Here is a 13,479-nt window from a genome sequence, read left to right on the forward strand (position 1 = left end):
TCCTGGCGGCAGGAGCAGGCGCGGCCGTCCTCGCGGCGTGCTCGCCACGCAGCACGGGGACCAGCAGCGCGAGCGCACCGTTGCGGGTGGCCGCCGTGAACCACGTCTGGTCGCAGGCGGTGCGTGAGCGGATCGGGGAGTTCGAGGACCTGATCGGCCGCCGGGTGGCGATGCAGCTCCTGACGTCGGACCAGCTGTCGAACAGCTACAACGTCAAGCTCAACGCCTCCTCCTCGGACGTGGACGTGATGATGGTCCGCGCGCTGCAGGAGCAGCTGCTCTTCGCGCGCAACGACTGGCTGGCCGACCTGAGCGGCCTCGTCGAGGACCCGGAGTTCGCCTGGGCGGACTTCCAGGACGCGCCCCGCGAGCGGTCCGTGACACACGGCCGCGTGCTGAGCGTCCCGGTCGTCACCGAGCGCCCCGCGCTCTACTACCGCAAGGACCTGGTCGAGGACCACGGCGGCGCACCGCGCACGCTCGACGACCTGTACGCGGTCGCGCAGGAGCTGACCGACGCGTCGGCGGGCCGCTTCGGCTACGTCGGACGAGGGCAGCGCAACGGGGCCGTCAGCCAGTGGTCGAGCTTCCTCTACTCCTTCGGCGGCGACTTCACGACGCCCGAGGGCGGGTCCGGGATCGGGACGCCCGAGGCCGTCGCGGCGTACGAGTACTACGGGAAGCTGCTGGACCGCACCGGTCCGCCCGGCGTGACGAACATGAGCCTCGAGCAGGCGATGCCGATCTTCGCGCAGGGCAAGGCGGCGTTCTACATCGACGCCGACGCCATCTACTCGAACTTCCTCGACCCCTCGATCTCGACGGTGCAGGACACCGTGGGCTTCGCTCCGTTCCCCGCGGGGCCGGCGGGGTCCCGGCCGCACAACATCCCGTCGTGGAGCGTGGGGATCAACAAGTTCTCGCGGCTGCAGGACGACGCCTGGGCCTTCATCCGCTGGGTGTCCGGCACCGAGATGGTGACGCAGCTCCAGGCCGACGGGATCCCCGGCGCGCGTACCTCCGCGTGGGAGGACCCGACGACGCTCGCCGCCTTCCCGGAGGACCTGGCGGAAGCGATGCGCGTGAACGCGGAGAACGGCCTGGGCCACGACCGGCCGGAGGTGATCCAGGTGGGGAGGGCGCGCGACATCGTCGGGCGCCCGCTCGTGGCGGGGATCCTCGGGCAGCCTGTGCCCCCGGTCGCGCAGGACGCGCATGCCGAGTTCACCGACTTCCTCGTCCGCGACAACCGCCAGCAGGAGTTCTGATGACGCGCACGGACGCACCCCCGGTCGCCGTCCCGGCCGGGCGGCAGGCCCACGGTTCCCCGGCCCGCCGCCCGCGGCCCGGGGCGAAGCAGCTGACGTTCGAGCAGTCGAACCGCCGCCTGCGCTGGATGATGCTCGCGCCCGCGCTCGGCTTCGTCGGCCTGATGATCGTGTTCCCGCTGCTGTTCACGGTGAACCTGTCCTTCACGGACGCGTTCGGCGCCGTCAACGCGGGCCACCAGTACAACGGCGGTCAGAACTACCTCGACGCCGTCACCGACACCCGGCGCTTCTGGCCGGCGGTCTGGCGCACCGTGTACTTCACCGTCGGCGCCGTCGTCCTCGAGACCGTCCTCGGGCTCGCGATCGCGATGCTCCTGCGCCAGGCCTTCCGCGGGATGCGCGTCGTGCGGTCGATCCTCATGGTCCCGCTGCTGGCGACGCCGGTCGCCATCGGCATCCTGTGGCTGCTCATCCTCGACCCGACGAACGGCATCGCCAACCACCTGCTGGGCATGGTCGGGATCCCGCCGCAGGAGTTCCTGGGCTCCGTCTCGCAGTCGCTGCCGCTCCTCATGCTGATCGATGTGTGGCAGTGGACGCCGATGATGACCCTGCTGCTCCTGGCCGGCCTGTCGACGCTGCCGGAGGAGCCGGAGGAGGCGGCCCGGGTCGACGGCGCCAACGCGTGGCAGCGATTCCGGCACATCGTCCTGCCGATGCTGGCCACGACGATCCTCACCGCCCTGGTGCTCCGCGCCGTCGACGCCCTCAAGACGTTCGACATCCTCTACGCCACCAAGGGCCCGGGCGGGGGGTCCGACTTCGAGGTGGAAACGCTGAACGTCTACGCCTACGGGCTCACCTTCGACTACCAGGAGTACGGCCTCGCGTCCGCCGTCCTCGTCCTGTTCACCCTGTTCATCATCGGCGTCGTCGTGCTGCTGCGGCGCCGTTCGGGAAGGAACTCCGCATGAGCCTCACCACCGCGGCGGGCCCAGGGGTCCGGCCCTCGCCCCGGCCCCCTGCCGTCCGGCGGCGGCCTCGTCGGTCGGGCTGGGCCTGGCTGCGAGCGCTCGCCATCGTCGTGGTCTGCCTCGTCATCGCGATGCCGGTGGTGTGGATGATCGCCGCCGCGTTCAAGACCAACGTGCAGGTGACCGACCCGACCGTCGGGCTGATCTTCTCGCCGACGCTCGAGAACTTCCGCAACGTGCTCGCGGACGGCGAGATCGTGCGCTCACTGGGCAACTCGGCCTACGTGGGTGTCGTGTCGACGATCCTGTCAGCGGTCATCGCCGTGCCGGCGGCGTGGGCCGTGGGCCGGTTCCGGATGCACCGCACCGGGTCGCTCGTGCTGGTGGCGCGCATCGTGCCGGCGATCTCGCTCCTCGTGCCCTGGTACTACCTCTTCGCGCAGCTCGGCCTCGTCGGGTCGTACACCGTGCTCGTCCTGAGCCACATGTTCGTCTCGGTGCCGCTGATCCTGTGGATCATGATCGGCTTCTTCGAGGGGCTGCCCGTCGAGCTCGAGGAGGCGGCCCGGACCGACGGCCTGAGCGCCTTCGGCGCGTTCCGCAAGATCGCGCTCCCGCTCGCGGCGCCCGGCACCGCGACGGCGTGCGTGCTGGCATTCATCTTCAGCTGGAACAACTTCATGTTCGCGCTGATCCTCTCGGACGAGTCGACCAAGACGATGCCGGTCACGCTGTTCAACTTCATCTCTTACGCGAGCACCGACTGGGGCGGGCTCATGGCCGCCGCCACGCTCATGACGATCCCGGTGCTCCTCGCCGCCGTGCTGGGGCAGAAGTACCTGGTCGCCGGGCTCACCGCGGGCGCGACCAAGGGCTGACCTCTCGACACCCTCCGCCCGCACGGTACGCACCACCTACAGGAAGCAGACATGAAGATCATCGACGCCCAGGTCATCGTGACCAGCCCGGGCCGCAACTTCGTCACGCTCAAGCTCACCACCGACGAGGGCGTGACCGGCCTCGGCGACGCGACGCTGAACGGTCGGGAGCTCGCCGTCGTGTCCTACCTGCGCGACCACGTCGCGCCGCTGCTGCTCGGCAGCGACCCGCACCGGATCGAGGACACCTGGCAGTCGCTGTACCGCGGCGCCTACTGGCGGCGCGGGCCCGTCACGATGGCGGCGATCGCCGCGGTCGACGTCGCGCTGTGGGACATCAAGGCCAAGGTGGCCGGGCTGCCGTTGTACCAGCTCCTCGGCGGGGCGTCCCGCGACCGCGTCCGCACCTACGGGCACGCCAACGGGCGCGACATCCCGGAGCTGCTGGACTCCGTGCGCGCCCGGCTCGACGAGGGCTACAAGAGCGTCCGCGTGCAGACGGGCGTCCCGGGCCTGCAAGCCGTGTACGGCGTGCACGCCGGCACGGCGATCGCTCCGGACGCCGCGGGCACGCGGCTCGACCAGCGCACCCTCCCGGTCGTCGAGGACTGGGACACGGGCGCCTACCTGAGGCATCTGCCGAAGGTGCTCGAGGCCGTGCGCAACGAGTTCGGTCCGGACCTGCCGCTCCTCCACGACGCCCACCACCGGCTCACGCCCCAGCAGGCGGCCCGGCTCGGGCGGGAGATCGAGCAGTACGACCTCTTCTGGCTCGAGGACTGCACCCCGGCGGAGAACCAGCAGGGCCTGCGGCTCGTGCGCGAGCACACCACGACGCCCCTGGCGATCGGCGAGGTGTTCAACACCGTCTTCGACTACCAGACGCTGATCGACGAGCAGCTCATCGACTACGTCCGCTCGGCCGTCACGCACTTCGGCGGCGTGACGCCGATGCGCAAGCTGTTCGACTATGCCGCGCAGCGCCAGATCAAGAGCGCCATCCACGGACCCGAGGACATCTCCCCGGTGGGCATGGCCGCCGCCGTGCACCTCGACCTCGCGATCCACAACTTCGGCATCCAGGAGTACTCGGGCCACACGGCGCTGACGAACGAGGTGTTCCGCCACGCGTACACCTTCGACGACGGCTACCTGCACCCGGGCGAGGCGCCCGGCATCGGGGTGGAGCTCGACGAGGACCTCGCCGCGGCGCACCCGTACGTGCCGGCCTACCTGCCCACCAACCGCCTGCACGACGGCACGGTGCACGACTGGTAGGACCCGGCTGCCGGTCGGGCCGCCGCGTCCCGCAGGTTGTCGGGGGTCACGGCACGTCGAAGGCGCGGACCACGAGCCCCTGCGCGAGCGCGCCGAACGCGCCGCGCTCGTCGTGCAGCACGCTGGAGGTGAGGCCGGCGCCGGTCGCGCCGAAGACGACGGTCGTGTCCAGGCCCAGCCACTCGCCCTGGGGCGCGCGGTGCAGGTGCGCCGAGAGGTCGACGTTGGGGAAGGCGACGCGTCGCGGGTCGGCGCGCACCGTCATCCCGTTCGCGAGGTCGAACAGCCCGACGGTGCGGGCGAGGCCGCTCACGTCCTCGTCCTCGACGAGCGGGTGGCCCGTGCGCACCCAGACGTGCCCGCGGCCCGGCCCGGCCAGGTCGCGGCGGACGTCGATCGACTCGACGAACCCGCCCGGCCAGTCCGCCACGGGGTCCCAGGCCGGGGTCGCGTCGGGCCCGGGCAGCGGCGTGGGCGCGCCGCCCGCGAGCGGGCGCGTGTCGCCGACGGCGGTGAGCCAGGCGCGCAGCGTCACCACCGTGCGGTCGGCGCAGGCCACGGACGCCTCGACCAGCTCGACGCCGCGCCCGGGCCGCAGCACGCGGACGTCGGCGGTCATCTCCTCCAGGCGGTAGGGGCCCCAGATGTCGAACGTCAGCCGTGTGGCGGCCAGGTCCTCGCGGCCCCGCTTCTCGCGGTCCTGCTCCACCAGGTGGGTGAGCAGTCCGAGCGTGGGGGCCACGTGCTGCTCGTCGGTCTTCCAGGCGCCGCCGACGTGCTCGGTGGGCTGGAACGTCGTCGCGCCGGTGCGGCGGAAGTAGGCCATCGGATGTCCGTCCTTCGTGGGGAGTGCCGGCCATCCTGCCAGGCCACGCGGGCGGGGACGCGTCAGTGTGCGGGCGCGGCCCCCACGAGCATCAGGGGCCGGCTCGGCAGCGGCTCGAGGCCGAAGCGCCGGTAGACCGCGGCGTGCCGGGTCGTGGCGGCCAGGGTCCGCACCGTCTCGTGCGGGCCGACCACCTCGCCGACGTGCCGGGAGATCAGCGCGAGCGCGCCGCCGCGCTCCCGCGACGCGACGGAGTCGACCGTCCAGTCCGCCGCCCGGAACCTCGCGACGTCGGCGCGGCGCTGCTCCCGCGACGCGGCCCTCAGGGCGGTGCGCTGGGCGCGGGCCACGGCGAGCCCCGTGCGGGCCGCCGCGACCGCGAGGAGCAGGACCGCCGCGGCGCACCACCCGTGGATCACCACGGCGACACCGACGGACGCGACGGTCGGCGCGAACGACGCCTGACCCGCGGTCGTGCCGAGCACGGCGCCCACCAGGAGGGCCGACCCCGTCCCGCGGGCGAACATCCCCGTCGCCGGCCACGGGTTCGTGCGCGTCAGGCGCACCACGACCGTGCCGTCGTGGTGCACGAACCCGTCGAGGACCACGACGATCGCCACCCACAGCGGCCACGTCACCGCCGCCCCGGCCCTGCGGGCCCGGGCGGGAGCGTTCGTCCAGGCCAGCGTCCACGCGACGGGGGCCACCGCACGCCCCCGCACGGGTTCCATCACCGGCGACCAGACGGCATTCATGCGCATGGCGGGAAGGTATCCCGCACCGTCGCCGTCACCACGGGCGGGGCCGGGTGAACTCAGCCCGCCCGGCCCGCCGCGACGCCGCGGGCGTCCTCGTCGGCGCCCCACGACGCCAGCAGCCGCAGCCGCTCGGCCGACGGCGAACCGGGCTCGGCGGTGTACACGAGCAGCACCTGCCCGGGCTCGGCGGTGATGGCGAGCTCCTCGTAGGCGAGGGTCAGGTCGCCGACCACGGGGTGGCGGAAGTGCTTGGTGCCGGTGCCGTGGATGCGGACGTCGTGCGCGGCCCAGAGCGTGCGGAAGGGCTCGCTGCGGGTGGACAGCTCGCCCACCAGGTCCTGGAAGGCCTTGTCATGAGGGTTGCGCCCTGCCTCGGCGCGCATCACGCCCACGCACATCTCCGCCATGACGTCCCACTCGGGGTAGAAGTCCCGGGCCGCCGGGTCGAGGAACTGGAAGCGCGCGAGGTTGGGGGTGCGACCGCCGTCGCCGATGACGGGGGCGTAGAACGCGCGGCCCAGCGCGTTGGTCGCGAGCAGGTTCTGCCGCGGGTCACGGACGAACGCGACGGCGTCGGTGACCGCCTCCAGCGCCCACTGCAGGCTCGGGCGCGGCTCCGCGGGCCGGGCGGCGCGGCCGCGCGAGCGCCCCGACGTGGGGATGCCGTCGGCCGCCCGTGCGAGGTCGAGGAGGTGCGAGCGCTCGGCGTCGTCCAGCCGGAGGGCGCGGGACACGGCGTCGAGCACCGACGCGCTCGCGCCGGCGATCGCGCCCCGCTCGAGCTTCGCGTAGTACTCGACGCTCACCCCGGCCAGCATCGCGACCTCGCTGCGCCGCAGGCCGGGCACCCGGCGGTTCGACCCCCCGGGCAGACCGGCCTCGTCGGGGGTGACCTTGGCGCGTCGCGACATGAGGAACTCGCGCACCTCGGCTCGGTTGTCCATGCCGTCCAGGCTAGGCACGGCACCGACGCGGCGGCGCCCGCGAGGGGTGTACTGGCGGTACACGGTTCGTCAGGGACTCCCGCCGCGCGGCCGCGGGACGGACGCTGGATGACATGCCCGCCCCTGCCCTGCCCGCCACGGACGTTCCCGCGTCGCACCGGTTCGCCCGGCTGCTGCCGGCGCTGCTGCTCCTGCTCACCGTGTTCGGCCCGATCTCGATGGACCTGTACCTCCCGGCGCTGCCCGCGCTCACCGCGGACCTCGGGGCGGCGACGTCGGTCGCGCAGCTCACCGTCACGGCCTGCCTCGTGGGGCTCGCCGTCGGGCAGCTGGTCGCGGGCCCGCTGTCCGACCGGTACGGGCGGCGCGGCGTCCTGCTGGTCGGCGTCGTGGCCTACGTCGCGACGTCGGCCCTGTGCGCGGTCAGCCCCACCGTGGAGCTGCTGGTCGGCGCCCGCTTCGTGCAGGGCCTCGCGGGCGGCGTCGGCATCGTCATCGCGCAGGCCGCGGGGCGTGACGTCTACGACGGCGGCGCCCTGATCCGCTTCTACGGCCGCCTCACCGTGGTCGGCGGGCTCGCGGCGATCGTCGGGCCGCTGCTCGGCGGGCAGCTGAGCGCGGTCACCGACTGGCGCGGCCTCTTCGTCTTCCTCGCGGCCGCGGGCGCGGCCATCCTCGTCGCCGCGCTCGTCGCGTTCCCCGAGACGCTGCCCGCCGACCGCCGCACCGCCGGCGGCTTCGCCCAGACGGGTCGCGACCTCCGCGTGCTCCTGTCCGACCGGGTCTTCGTCGGCGCGATCCTGCACCAGGGGTTCATGTACGCCGCGCTGTTCGCGTACCTGTCCGGCGCGACGTTCGTGCTCCAGGGCGTCTACGGCCTGTCCCCGCAGGGGTACGCGCTCGCCTTCGGCCTGAACTCCGCCGGCTTCATGGTCTGCGGGTTCCTCGCCGGCCGGGCCGCGGAGCGCTGGAGCGTGCCCGGCACCCTCGCCGTCGGCACCGGCCTCGCGGGGCTGGGTGCCGTCGGGCTGCTGGTGTCCGGGCTGGCGACGACGCCGCTGTGGGTCGTCGTCGTGTCGCTGCTGGCCCTGGCGAGCGGCGTGGCCACGACGTCCCCGCCCGCGACGACGCTCGCCCTCGTCGGCTACCCGCGGCTCGCGGGCACGGCGTCGTCCCTGCTCGGCATGGTCCGCTTCGGCTTCGGCGGCGTGTCCGCGCCGCTGGTCGGCCTCGCCGGCGCGGCGACGATCCTGCCCCTGGGCCTCGTCACGGTCGTCGCCGTCGCGCTCGCCGCGGCCGTCGCCGCCACCGCCGTCCGTCGGCGCACCCCGATCCGCTACTGAGAACACCAACGAACGGAGCACCACCATGCGTGGAGTCGTCCTGCACGCCCCCGGCGACGTGCGCGTCATCGAGCGCGAGGACCCCCGGATCATCCAGCCCACCGACGCGATCATCCGGGTCACCGCCACCTGCATCTGCGGGTCCGACCTCTGGCCGTACCGCGGCGTCGAGGACGTCCACGACGCCGTCATGGGCCACGAGTACGTGGGCGTCGTCGAGGAGATCGGCGCCGACGTGCGGACCGTCAAGGTCGGCGACTTCGTCGTCGGCTCGTTCTGGGCGTCGGACAACACCTGCGAGATCTGCGCGTCCGGCTACCAGGCCTACTGCGTGCACCGGGTGCTCATGGGCACCCTCGGCACCCAGTCGGAGCGGGCGCGCATCCCGCTGGCCGACGGCACGCTCGTCGCGACGCCCGGCATGCCCGACGACGACCTCGTGCCGTCGCTGCTCGCCGCCTCGGACGTCCTGGGCACCGGCTGGTTCGCCGCCGTCGCCGCCGAGGCGGGCCCCGGCAAGACGGTCGCCGTGGTGGGCGACGGCGCGGTCGGGCTGCTCGGGGTCCTCGCCGCGAAGCAGCTCGGCGCCGAGCGCATCATCGCGATGTCCCGGCACGCCGACCGGCAGGCGCTGGCCCGCCGGTTCGGCGCCACCGACATCGTCGAGGAGCGGGGCGACGCGGGCGTGGCCCGCATCAAGGAGCTGACCGGCGGGCTCGGCGCGCACTCGGTGATCGAGGCCGTCGGCACGCAGGAGTCGATGATGCAGGCCGTGCACTCCGCCCGGCCCGGCGGCCACGTGGGCTTCGTCGGCGTCTCGCACGACGTCGCCCTGCCCGGCGACGACCTGTTCATGGCCGGCATCCACCTGCACGGCGGCCCCGCCCCCGTGCGCCGCTTCCTGCCGGAGCTGATCCGGCTCGTCTGGGACCGGGAGATCGACCCGGGCCAGGTCTTCGACCTCACGCTGCCCCTCGAGAAGGCGGCGGAGGGCTACCGGGCGATGGACGAGCGACGCGCCACCAAGGTGCTGCTCACCGTCTGAGCCGGCCGGCGCTCAGGCCTTCGCGGGCGTGAGCACCAGCGTGCCGGCGAGGCCGAGCATCATCCCGCCGCCGGTGGCGCGGACGGCGGACAGCCGGCGCGGCGACCGCGCGAACCACGCGCGCGCCGTGCCGGCCAGGACGGCCCAGGTGCCGTCGAGCACCAGCGCGATGAGCGTGAACACGAGTCCCAGCACGAACATCTGCAGCGGCACGGCGCCGGCGTGGAAGTCGACGAACTGGGGGAGCGCGGCGACGAAGAACACGATCGTCTTGGGGTTCGTCGCGCCGACGACGAAGCCCTGCCGCAGCGTGGTCCACGACGACGCGGGGCGCGCCCGCGGGTCGGCGGGGACGTCGGTGCCCTCGCGGCGGTGCCGGATCGCCTGGATCCCGAGATAGCCCAGGTAGGCGGCGCCGAGCAGCTTGACCACGGTGAACACGGCGACCGACTGCGCCACGAGGGAGCCGACGCCGAGGGCCACCAGGGTGATCGGCACCAGGGACCCGAGCTCGTTGCCGACGACGCTCAGCAGCCCGCCCCGCCGACCGAGCGACAGCGAACGGCCGACGACGAACAGCACGCTCGGCCCCGGGATCGCGATGAGCACGACCGAGGCGAGGGCGAAGGCGAGGAGCGAGTCCACTGGCGGCACAGGGGAAATCTAGCCCTGCACCGGGGCGCCGAGAACCCCTGCCTGCCGTACCCGGTCGGGTGTCACGCGCAGGGCACGGCGCTGTCCACCCTGCCGCGCCCGTCGTCGAACCTGATGCGGACGGCCGTGGACGAGGCCTCGACCGCGTACTCCCCGGCGCGGACGGGAAAGCTCTCCTCCAGGGGGAACTGCGCACCGGCACGGACGAGCAGGGGCCCGTCACCACCCTGACCGGTGAAGACGGTGACCGAGCCGGCAAAGAAGAACTGTTCCTCGTGCAGGAGGACCACGCAGCCCGCCGACGTGCGCACGACGACGTCGGTCGCCTCGGCGAGGACGCCTGCCGCGACGACGCTCACGAGCGCGACGACGGTGACGACCGCCGCGAGACCGGACGTCAGCCGGGCACAGGCCCGGCGGAGCCGCTCGCTGCGACCACGGGTCGATCCCCGGTGGGCCGATACCGCCACGGCACCGAGGAGGAGCAGCGCCACCAGCGCGGACGGTGAGGCCGCCACGGCGCGCTGCACGCCGGCGACGGCCAGGACGGCGACGAACGCGAAGGGGGCGAGCAGGGCGCCCAGGACCGGGGTCAGCAGCAGGCCCACGAGGACACCCCGCTCGGCCGCGACCGGCCTGGTCCGGCGACGTCGTACCACCCAGCCCGCGGCGGCGACGGCCGCCGAGAGGGGCAGCACGACCCACAACGCCGGCCGGCGGCTCAGGACGACGTCGCCCAGCACCACCAGCGTGCGCGGTGCGGCGGAGGCGAGTGCGAGCGCCGCGGCTCCCGCGACGAGGCCCACGAGGAGAAGCCCCGTGCCGGCGACCACGCGCGGAGTGGCTGGCGGCGCTGGGGCCGGCTCGTCGGCAGTCACACGAACGTCGCGGCCGGGCGCGGTCGGTCGCGGCTCGAGGAGTTGCCGGGTCGGGGGTCCGGGAACGACCCGTGCCCGAAGAGGATGCGCCGGGCGGCGGCACGACCGGGCGGCGTGCGCAGCGCGGCGACGCCGGCGGCCGCCATGGCGGGCGTGCGCACCAGCGACAGGCCGCGGCGCAGGGCGAGCCGCCCGCGGAACCGGGCCCGCAGGGCCGCGCCGTCGTACCGGGCGAGCTCGCGCCGGTCGCCCGCGCGCAGGGCGCGGTCGAGGACGTCGGCCGCGTGCGCGGACAGCCGCAGGCACGGGTCGAGCCCGCCCGCGGTGAGGGGCGAGACGGCGCCGGCGGCGTCGCCCACGAGCAGGCCGCGCGGCCCGGCGACGCGGCGCAGCAGCCCGCCGACGGGGATGGGGCCGGCGCGCCTCTCGACGGCGTCCGGCACGGGCACGCCCGCGAGGCCGGGCGCGGTGGCGGCGAACCGCCGCAGCGCGTCGCGCAGGCCGTGCGGGTACCGGTCGGGGTACCCGGCGACGCCCACGTGCGCGTGCTGCCCGTCGTCGAGCACCCAGGCCAGGTAGCCGGGCGCGAGGCGCGGGTCGAGCACGCAGTGGAAGGCCGGCACGGCGTCGGGCCGGCTGTCGCGCCGCGGCACCTCGAACACCTCCTCGGCGCCGACCAGGAGCTCGCGGTTCCGGTCGAGGCCCAGCTCCCGTGCGACGGCGGACCGGGCGCCGTCGGCCCCGACGACGAAGGTCGCGCGCGCCTCGACCGGGCCCCCGGGACCGTGCAGCTGGTGCACGCCGCCACGCGAGCCGAGGTAGCGGGTGCCGAGCTCGAGCCGCACGCCCGCGGTCTTGGCGCGCGTGGCCAGCTCGAGGTACAGCGCGGCCATGTCGCCCACGCGGAACTCGTCGTGCCTGCTGTCGAGCGTGACCGGGTCCCGGTGCGACGGCGGGTACAGCACCATCCGCCGGATCGGCGGGCCGAGGTGCTCCGGCGGCAGGTCGAAGTCCTCCAGCGTGCGCCGCACGAAGATGCCGGTGGTGCGCACGGTGGTGTCGAGGCTGGAGCGCCGGTCCGCGAGGACGACGTCGTGCCCGCGCCACGCGAGCTCCGTCGCCGTCCACAGCCCGGCGAGGCCGGCACCGACGACGAGCACGTCAGCCCTCATCGCCGGCACTCCCGTCGGCGTCGTCGACCCACTCCAGCAGGTCGCCGGGCTGGCAGCCGAGCACGCGGCACATGGCTTCGAGGGTCGCGAAGCGCACGGCCTTGGCCCGGCCGTTCTTGAGGACGGCGACGTTGGCGGGCGTGAGCCCCACGCGCTCGGCGAACTCGCCGACGCTCATCTTGCGCCGGGCGAGCTCCACGTCGAGGCGGACGACGATCGGCATCAGATCACCCCGTCGAGGTCGGTGCGCAGCTCCGTGGCCTGCCGCAGGAGCGCCCGCAGCACCACCATCAGCAGCCCGACGGCGGCCCCCACGAGCAGGACCAGCAGGAGCAGCGCGGCCAGCCCGACGAGCCCTTCGGCGGCGACGAGCAGCACGAACGCGACGAGCACGAGCAGCCACGCGCCCGCGACGGCGGCCACGATGCCGTTGACCCACACGAGGGCGTGGTCGGAGAAGATCCGGTCGTCGCGCACCATCGTCAGCAGCCGCCAGGTGCACACGATGACCGCCTCGACGCAGACCAGGCCGACGACGGCGAGCACGAGGAGCGGCCAGCGCAGCGGTGCCAGGTCGGGGGACTCGTCGGCCATCCGCGCGAACGCGGCGGGCAGCACGGCGGCCTGGGTGGCGACGAGGGCGGCGAAGACGGCGACGAGCAGGCCGCGGAGCGGTCCGACGAGGCGCTGGGTGCGGGACATGGCGACGAGCGTGGCGCGATCACCTATCGAAAGTCAATAGATATCGATCGCTTCGCAGCGCCTTCGCAGAACCTCCGCGCGGGCCGCTACTCCTCGCCCTCGAACAGGCCGCCGTCGAGCAGCCAGTGGTAGCGCAGGCGCAGCGCGCGCTCGGTGCTGGCCAGCGCGGCGGCGACGACGAGGGCGACGTTGAGGCCCGCGGGCAGCCGGACCGGTGACGTGAACGTGCCGAGGTGCTCGGCGACGGGCGGGATCTGGGAGATCTGCTCGACGATCTGCGGGGCGCCGAGCACCAGCGCGACGGCGAGCACGACCCAGGAGACCGCCCCGATCCCGCGGCTCAGGCCGGGGCGCTCACGCTCCAGCCGGGCGCGGCGCCCCTCGGCGGACGCGGGGTCGGGCTCGAGCTGGCGTTCGTGCCCGTCCGGGGTGACGTAGTGGCAGCGGCGCAGCCCGTAGCTGCTGGTGGCCACCTGGACGGCGCCGCCGGTGACGGGGAGCTCGGCCGGGAGCTTCGACGTCGCGACGTGCACGCCGTCGTGGTAGAGCCGCGCTCGCACGTCGCCGTCGTCGGAGTCGCCCCAGAGCCGCACGTCGACCGACCACCGCTCAGGTGCGCCGCCGTGCACGAGGTCCAGGTGGAACAGTGCCCGCGACAGGGGCTGCCACCACCGGAAGCGCTGGAGGGCGTGCCCGTCCCCGGGCCTGATCCGTCGCGCGGCGCGCCGACGTCTACGGTCCGAGAACATCCCGGGC

At 74.1% G+C, this 13,479-nt stretch carries 15 protein-coding genes; 6 read left to right on the forward strand and 9 right to left on the reverse strand.

The window, feature by feature from the left end; translation table 11 throughout:
- Positions 1 to 95 precede the first annotated feature (95 nt).
- From ACFQ80_RS00445 to manD, 4 genes are read left to right on the forward strand one after another with little or no spacing between them, the layout of a single operon-like run.
- Positions 96 to 1,268, forward strand: coding sequence for an ABC transporter substrate-binding protein (locus ACFQ80_RS00445; protein ID WP_430562141.1), 1,173 nt, complete (start codon positions 96 to 98; stop codon positions 1,266 to 1,268).
- On the forward strand, positions 1,268 to 2,245 hold the full coding sequence (locus tag ACFQ80_RS00450; protein WP_430549340.1) for a carbohydrate ABC transporter permease: 978 nt from the start codon (positions 1,268 to 1,270) through the stop codon (positions 2,243 to 2,245). Before ACFQ80_RS00445 ends, ACFQ80_RS00450 begins: the two co-directional genes overlap by 1 nt.
- A complete protein-coding gene (locus ACFQ80_RS00455; protein WP_430549339.1) occupies positions 2,242 to 3,123 on the forward strand; it encodes a carbohydrate ABC transporter permease in 882 nt (293 codons plus the stop codon). Before ACFQ80_RS00450 ends, ACFQ80_RS00455 begins: the two co-directional genes overlap by 4 nt.
- Before the next feature lie 51 nt (positions 3,124 to 3,174).
- Positions 3,175 to 4,401 (forward strand): D-mannonate dehydratase ManD, encoded by a 1,227-nt coding sequence (manD, locus tag ACFQ80_RS00460; protein ID WP_430562142.1) that lies wholly within the window; start codon positions 3,175 to 3,177, stop codon positions 4,399 to 4,401.
- 46 nt (positions 4,402 to 4,447) lie between these two features.
- Here the strand turns inward: manD and ACFQ80_RS00465 are convergent, their stop codons facing one another.
- From ACFQ80_RS00465 to ACFQ80_RS00475, 3 genes are all read right to left on the reverse strand, one after another.
- A complete protein-coding gene (locus ACFQ80_RS00465; protein ID WP_430562143.1) occupies positions 4,448 to 5,227 on the reverse strand; it encodes a thioesterase family protein in 780 nt (259 codons plus the stop codon).
- 62 nt (positions 5,228 to 5,289) lie between these two features.
- The gene (locus tag ACFQ80_RS00470) at positions 5,290 to 5,988 is read right to left on the reverse strand and encodes a hypothetical protein (protein ID WP_430562144.1); all 699 of its coding nucleotides are present in this window, start codon (positions 5,986 to 5,988) and stop codon (positions 5,290 to 5,292) included.
- Between the two features lie 53 nt (positions 5,989 to 6,041).
- Positions 6,042 to 6,929 carry a helix-turn-helix domain-containing protein gene (locus ACFQ80_RS00475; RefSeq protein ID WP_430562145.1) on the reverse strand — a complete coding sequence of 296 codons (888 nt, stop codon included), beginning with the start codon at positions 6,927 to 6,929 and terminating at the stop codon, positions 6,042 to 6,044.
- A 113-nt stretch (positions 6,930 to 7,042) separates the two neighbouring features.
- Between ACFQ80_RS00475 and ACFQ80_RS00480 the strand changes: the two genes are divergently transcribed.
- Both ACFQ80_RS00480 and ACFQ80_RS00485 read left to right on the forward strand, forming a co-directional pair.
- Entirely contained in the window at positions 7,043 to 8,272 is a 1,230-nt protein-coding gene (locus ACFQ80_RS00480; RefSeq protein ID WP_430562146.1) for a multidrug effflux MFS transporter, read from the forward strand.
- A gap of 25 nt (positions 8,273 to 8,297) precedes the next feature.
- Positions 8,298 to 9,317, forward strand: a complete 1,020-nt coding sequence (locus tag ACFQ80_RS00485) for a zinc-dependent alcohol dehydrogenase family protein (protein WP_430562147.1) — start codon at positions 8,298 to 8,300, stop codon at positions 9,315 to 9,317.
- Between the two features lie 12 nt (positions 9,318 to 9,329).
- Here the strand turns inward: ACFQ80_RS00485 and ACFQ80_RS00490 are convergent, their stop codons facing one another.
- From ACFQ80_RS00490 to ACFQ80_RS00515, 6 genes are all read right to left on the reverse strand, one after another.
- Positions 9,330 to 9,971, reverse strand: a complete 642-nt coding sequence (locus tag ACFQ80_RS00490; protein WP_430562148.1) for a LysE family translocator — start codon at positions 9,969 to 9,971, stop codon at positions 9,330 to 9,332.
- A 62-nt stretch (positions 9,972 to 10,033) separates the two neighbouring features.
- Complete coding sequence (locus ACFQ80_RS00495; protein WP_430562149.1) at positions 10,034 to 10,804, reverse strand: hypothetical protein; 771 nt, start codon at positions 10,802 to 10,804, stop codon at positions 10,034 to 10,036.
- 41 nt (positions 10,805 to 10,845) lie between these two features.
- Positions 10,846 to 12,021, reverse strand: coding sequence for an FAD-dependent oxidoreductase (locus ACFQ80_RS00500; protein ID WP_430562150.1), 1,176 nt, complete (start codon positions 12,019 to 12,021; stop codon positions 10,846 to 10,848).
- Positions 12,011 to 12,244, reverse strand: a complete 234-nt coding sequence (locus tag ACFQ80_RS00505; RefSeq protein ID WP_430549329.1) for a helix-turn-helix domain-containing protein — start codon at positions 12,242 to 12,244, stop codon at positions 12,011 to 12,013. Before ACFQ80_RS00505 ends, ACFQ80_RS00500 begins: the two co-directional genes overlap by 11 nt.
- A complete protein-coding gene (locus tag ACFQ80_RS00510) occupies positions 12,244 to 12,723 on the reverse strand; it encodes a DUF2975 domain-containing protein (RefSeq protein WP_430562151.1) in 480 nt (159 codons plus the stop codon). Before ACFQ80_RS00510 ends, ACFQ80_RS00505 begins: the two co-directional genes overlap by 1 nt.
- Before the next feature lie 86 nt (positions 12,724 to 12,809).
- Positions 12,810 to 13,472 carry a hypothetical protein gene (locus ACFQ80_RS00515; RefSeq protein ID WP_430562152.1) on the reverse strand — a complete coding sequence of 221 codons (663 nt, stop codon included), beginning with the start codon at positions 13,470 to 13,472 and terminating at the stop codon, positions 12,810 to 12,812.
- Between the last annotated feature and the right edge of the window lie 7 nt (positions 13,473 to 13,479).

Source organism: Isoptericola sp. NPDC056578 (genome assembly GCF_042793275.1).
Lineage (GTDB): Bacteria > Actinomycetota > Actinomycetes > Actinomycetales > Cellulomonadaceae > Isoptericola.

Bases quoted from the DNA above. Each gene is read 5' to 3' on its own strand.
- ACFQ80_RS00450 (WP_430549340.1), top strand. From the start codon at position 1,268: ATGACGCGCACGGACGCACCCCCGGTCGCCGTCCCGGCCGGGCGGCAG.
- ACFQ80_RS00455 (WP_430549339.1), top strand. From the start codon at position 2,242: ATGAGCCTCACCACCGCGGCGGGCCCAGGGGTCCGGCCCTCGCCCCGG.
- manD (WP_430562142.1), top strand. From the start codon at position 3,175: ATGAAGATCATCGACGCCCAGGTCATCGTGACCAGCCCGGGCCGCAAC.
- ACFQ80_RS00465 (WP_430562143.1), bottom strand. From the start codon at position 5,227: ATGGCCTACTTCCGCCGCACCGGCGCGACGACGTTCCAGCCCACCGAG.
- ACFQ80_RS00470 (WP_430562144.1), bottom strand. From the start codon at position 5,988: ATGCGCATGAATGCCGTCTGGTCGCCGGTGATGGAACCCGTGCGGGGG.
- ACFQ80_RS00475 (WP_430562145.1), bottom strand. From the start codon at position 6,929: ATGGACAACCGAGCCGAGGTGCGCGAGTTCCTCATGTCGCGACGCGCC.
- ACFQ80_RS00480 (WP_430562146.1), top strand. From the start codon at position 7,043: ATGCCCGCCCCTGCCCTGCCCGCCACGGACGTTCCCGCGTCGCACCGG.
- ACFQ80_RS00485 (WP_430562147.1), top strand. From the start codon at position 8,298: ATGCGTGGAGTCGTCCTGCACGCCCCCGGCGACGTGCGCGTCATCGAG.
- ACFQ80_RS00500 (WP_430562150.1), bottom strand. From the start codon at position 12,021: ATGAGGGCTGACGTGCTCGTCGTCGGTGCCGGCCTCGCCGGGCTGTGG.
- ACFQ80_RS00505 (WP_430549329.1), bottom strand. From the start codon at position 12,244: ATGCCGATCGTCGTCCGCCTCGACGTGGAGCTCGCCCGGCGCAAGATG.
- ACFQ80_RS00510 (WP_430562151.1), bottom strand. From the start codon at position 12,723: ATGTCCCGCACCCAGCGCCTCGTCGGACCGCTCCGCGGCCTGCTCGTC.
- ACFQ80_RS00515 (WP_430562152.1), bottom strand. From the start codon at position 13,472: ATGTTCTCGGACCGTAGACGTCGGCGCGCCGCGCGACGGATCAGGCCC.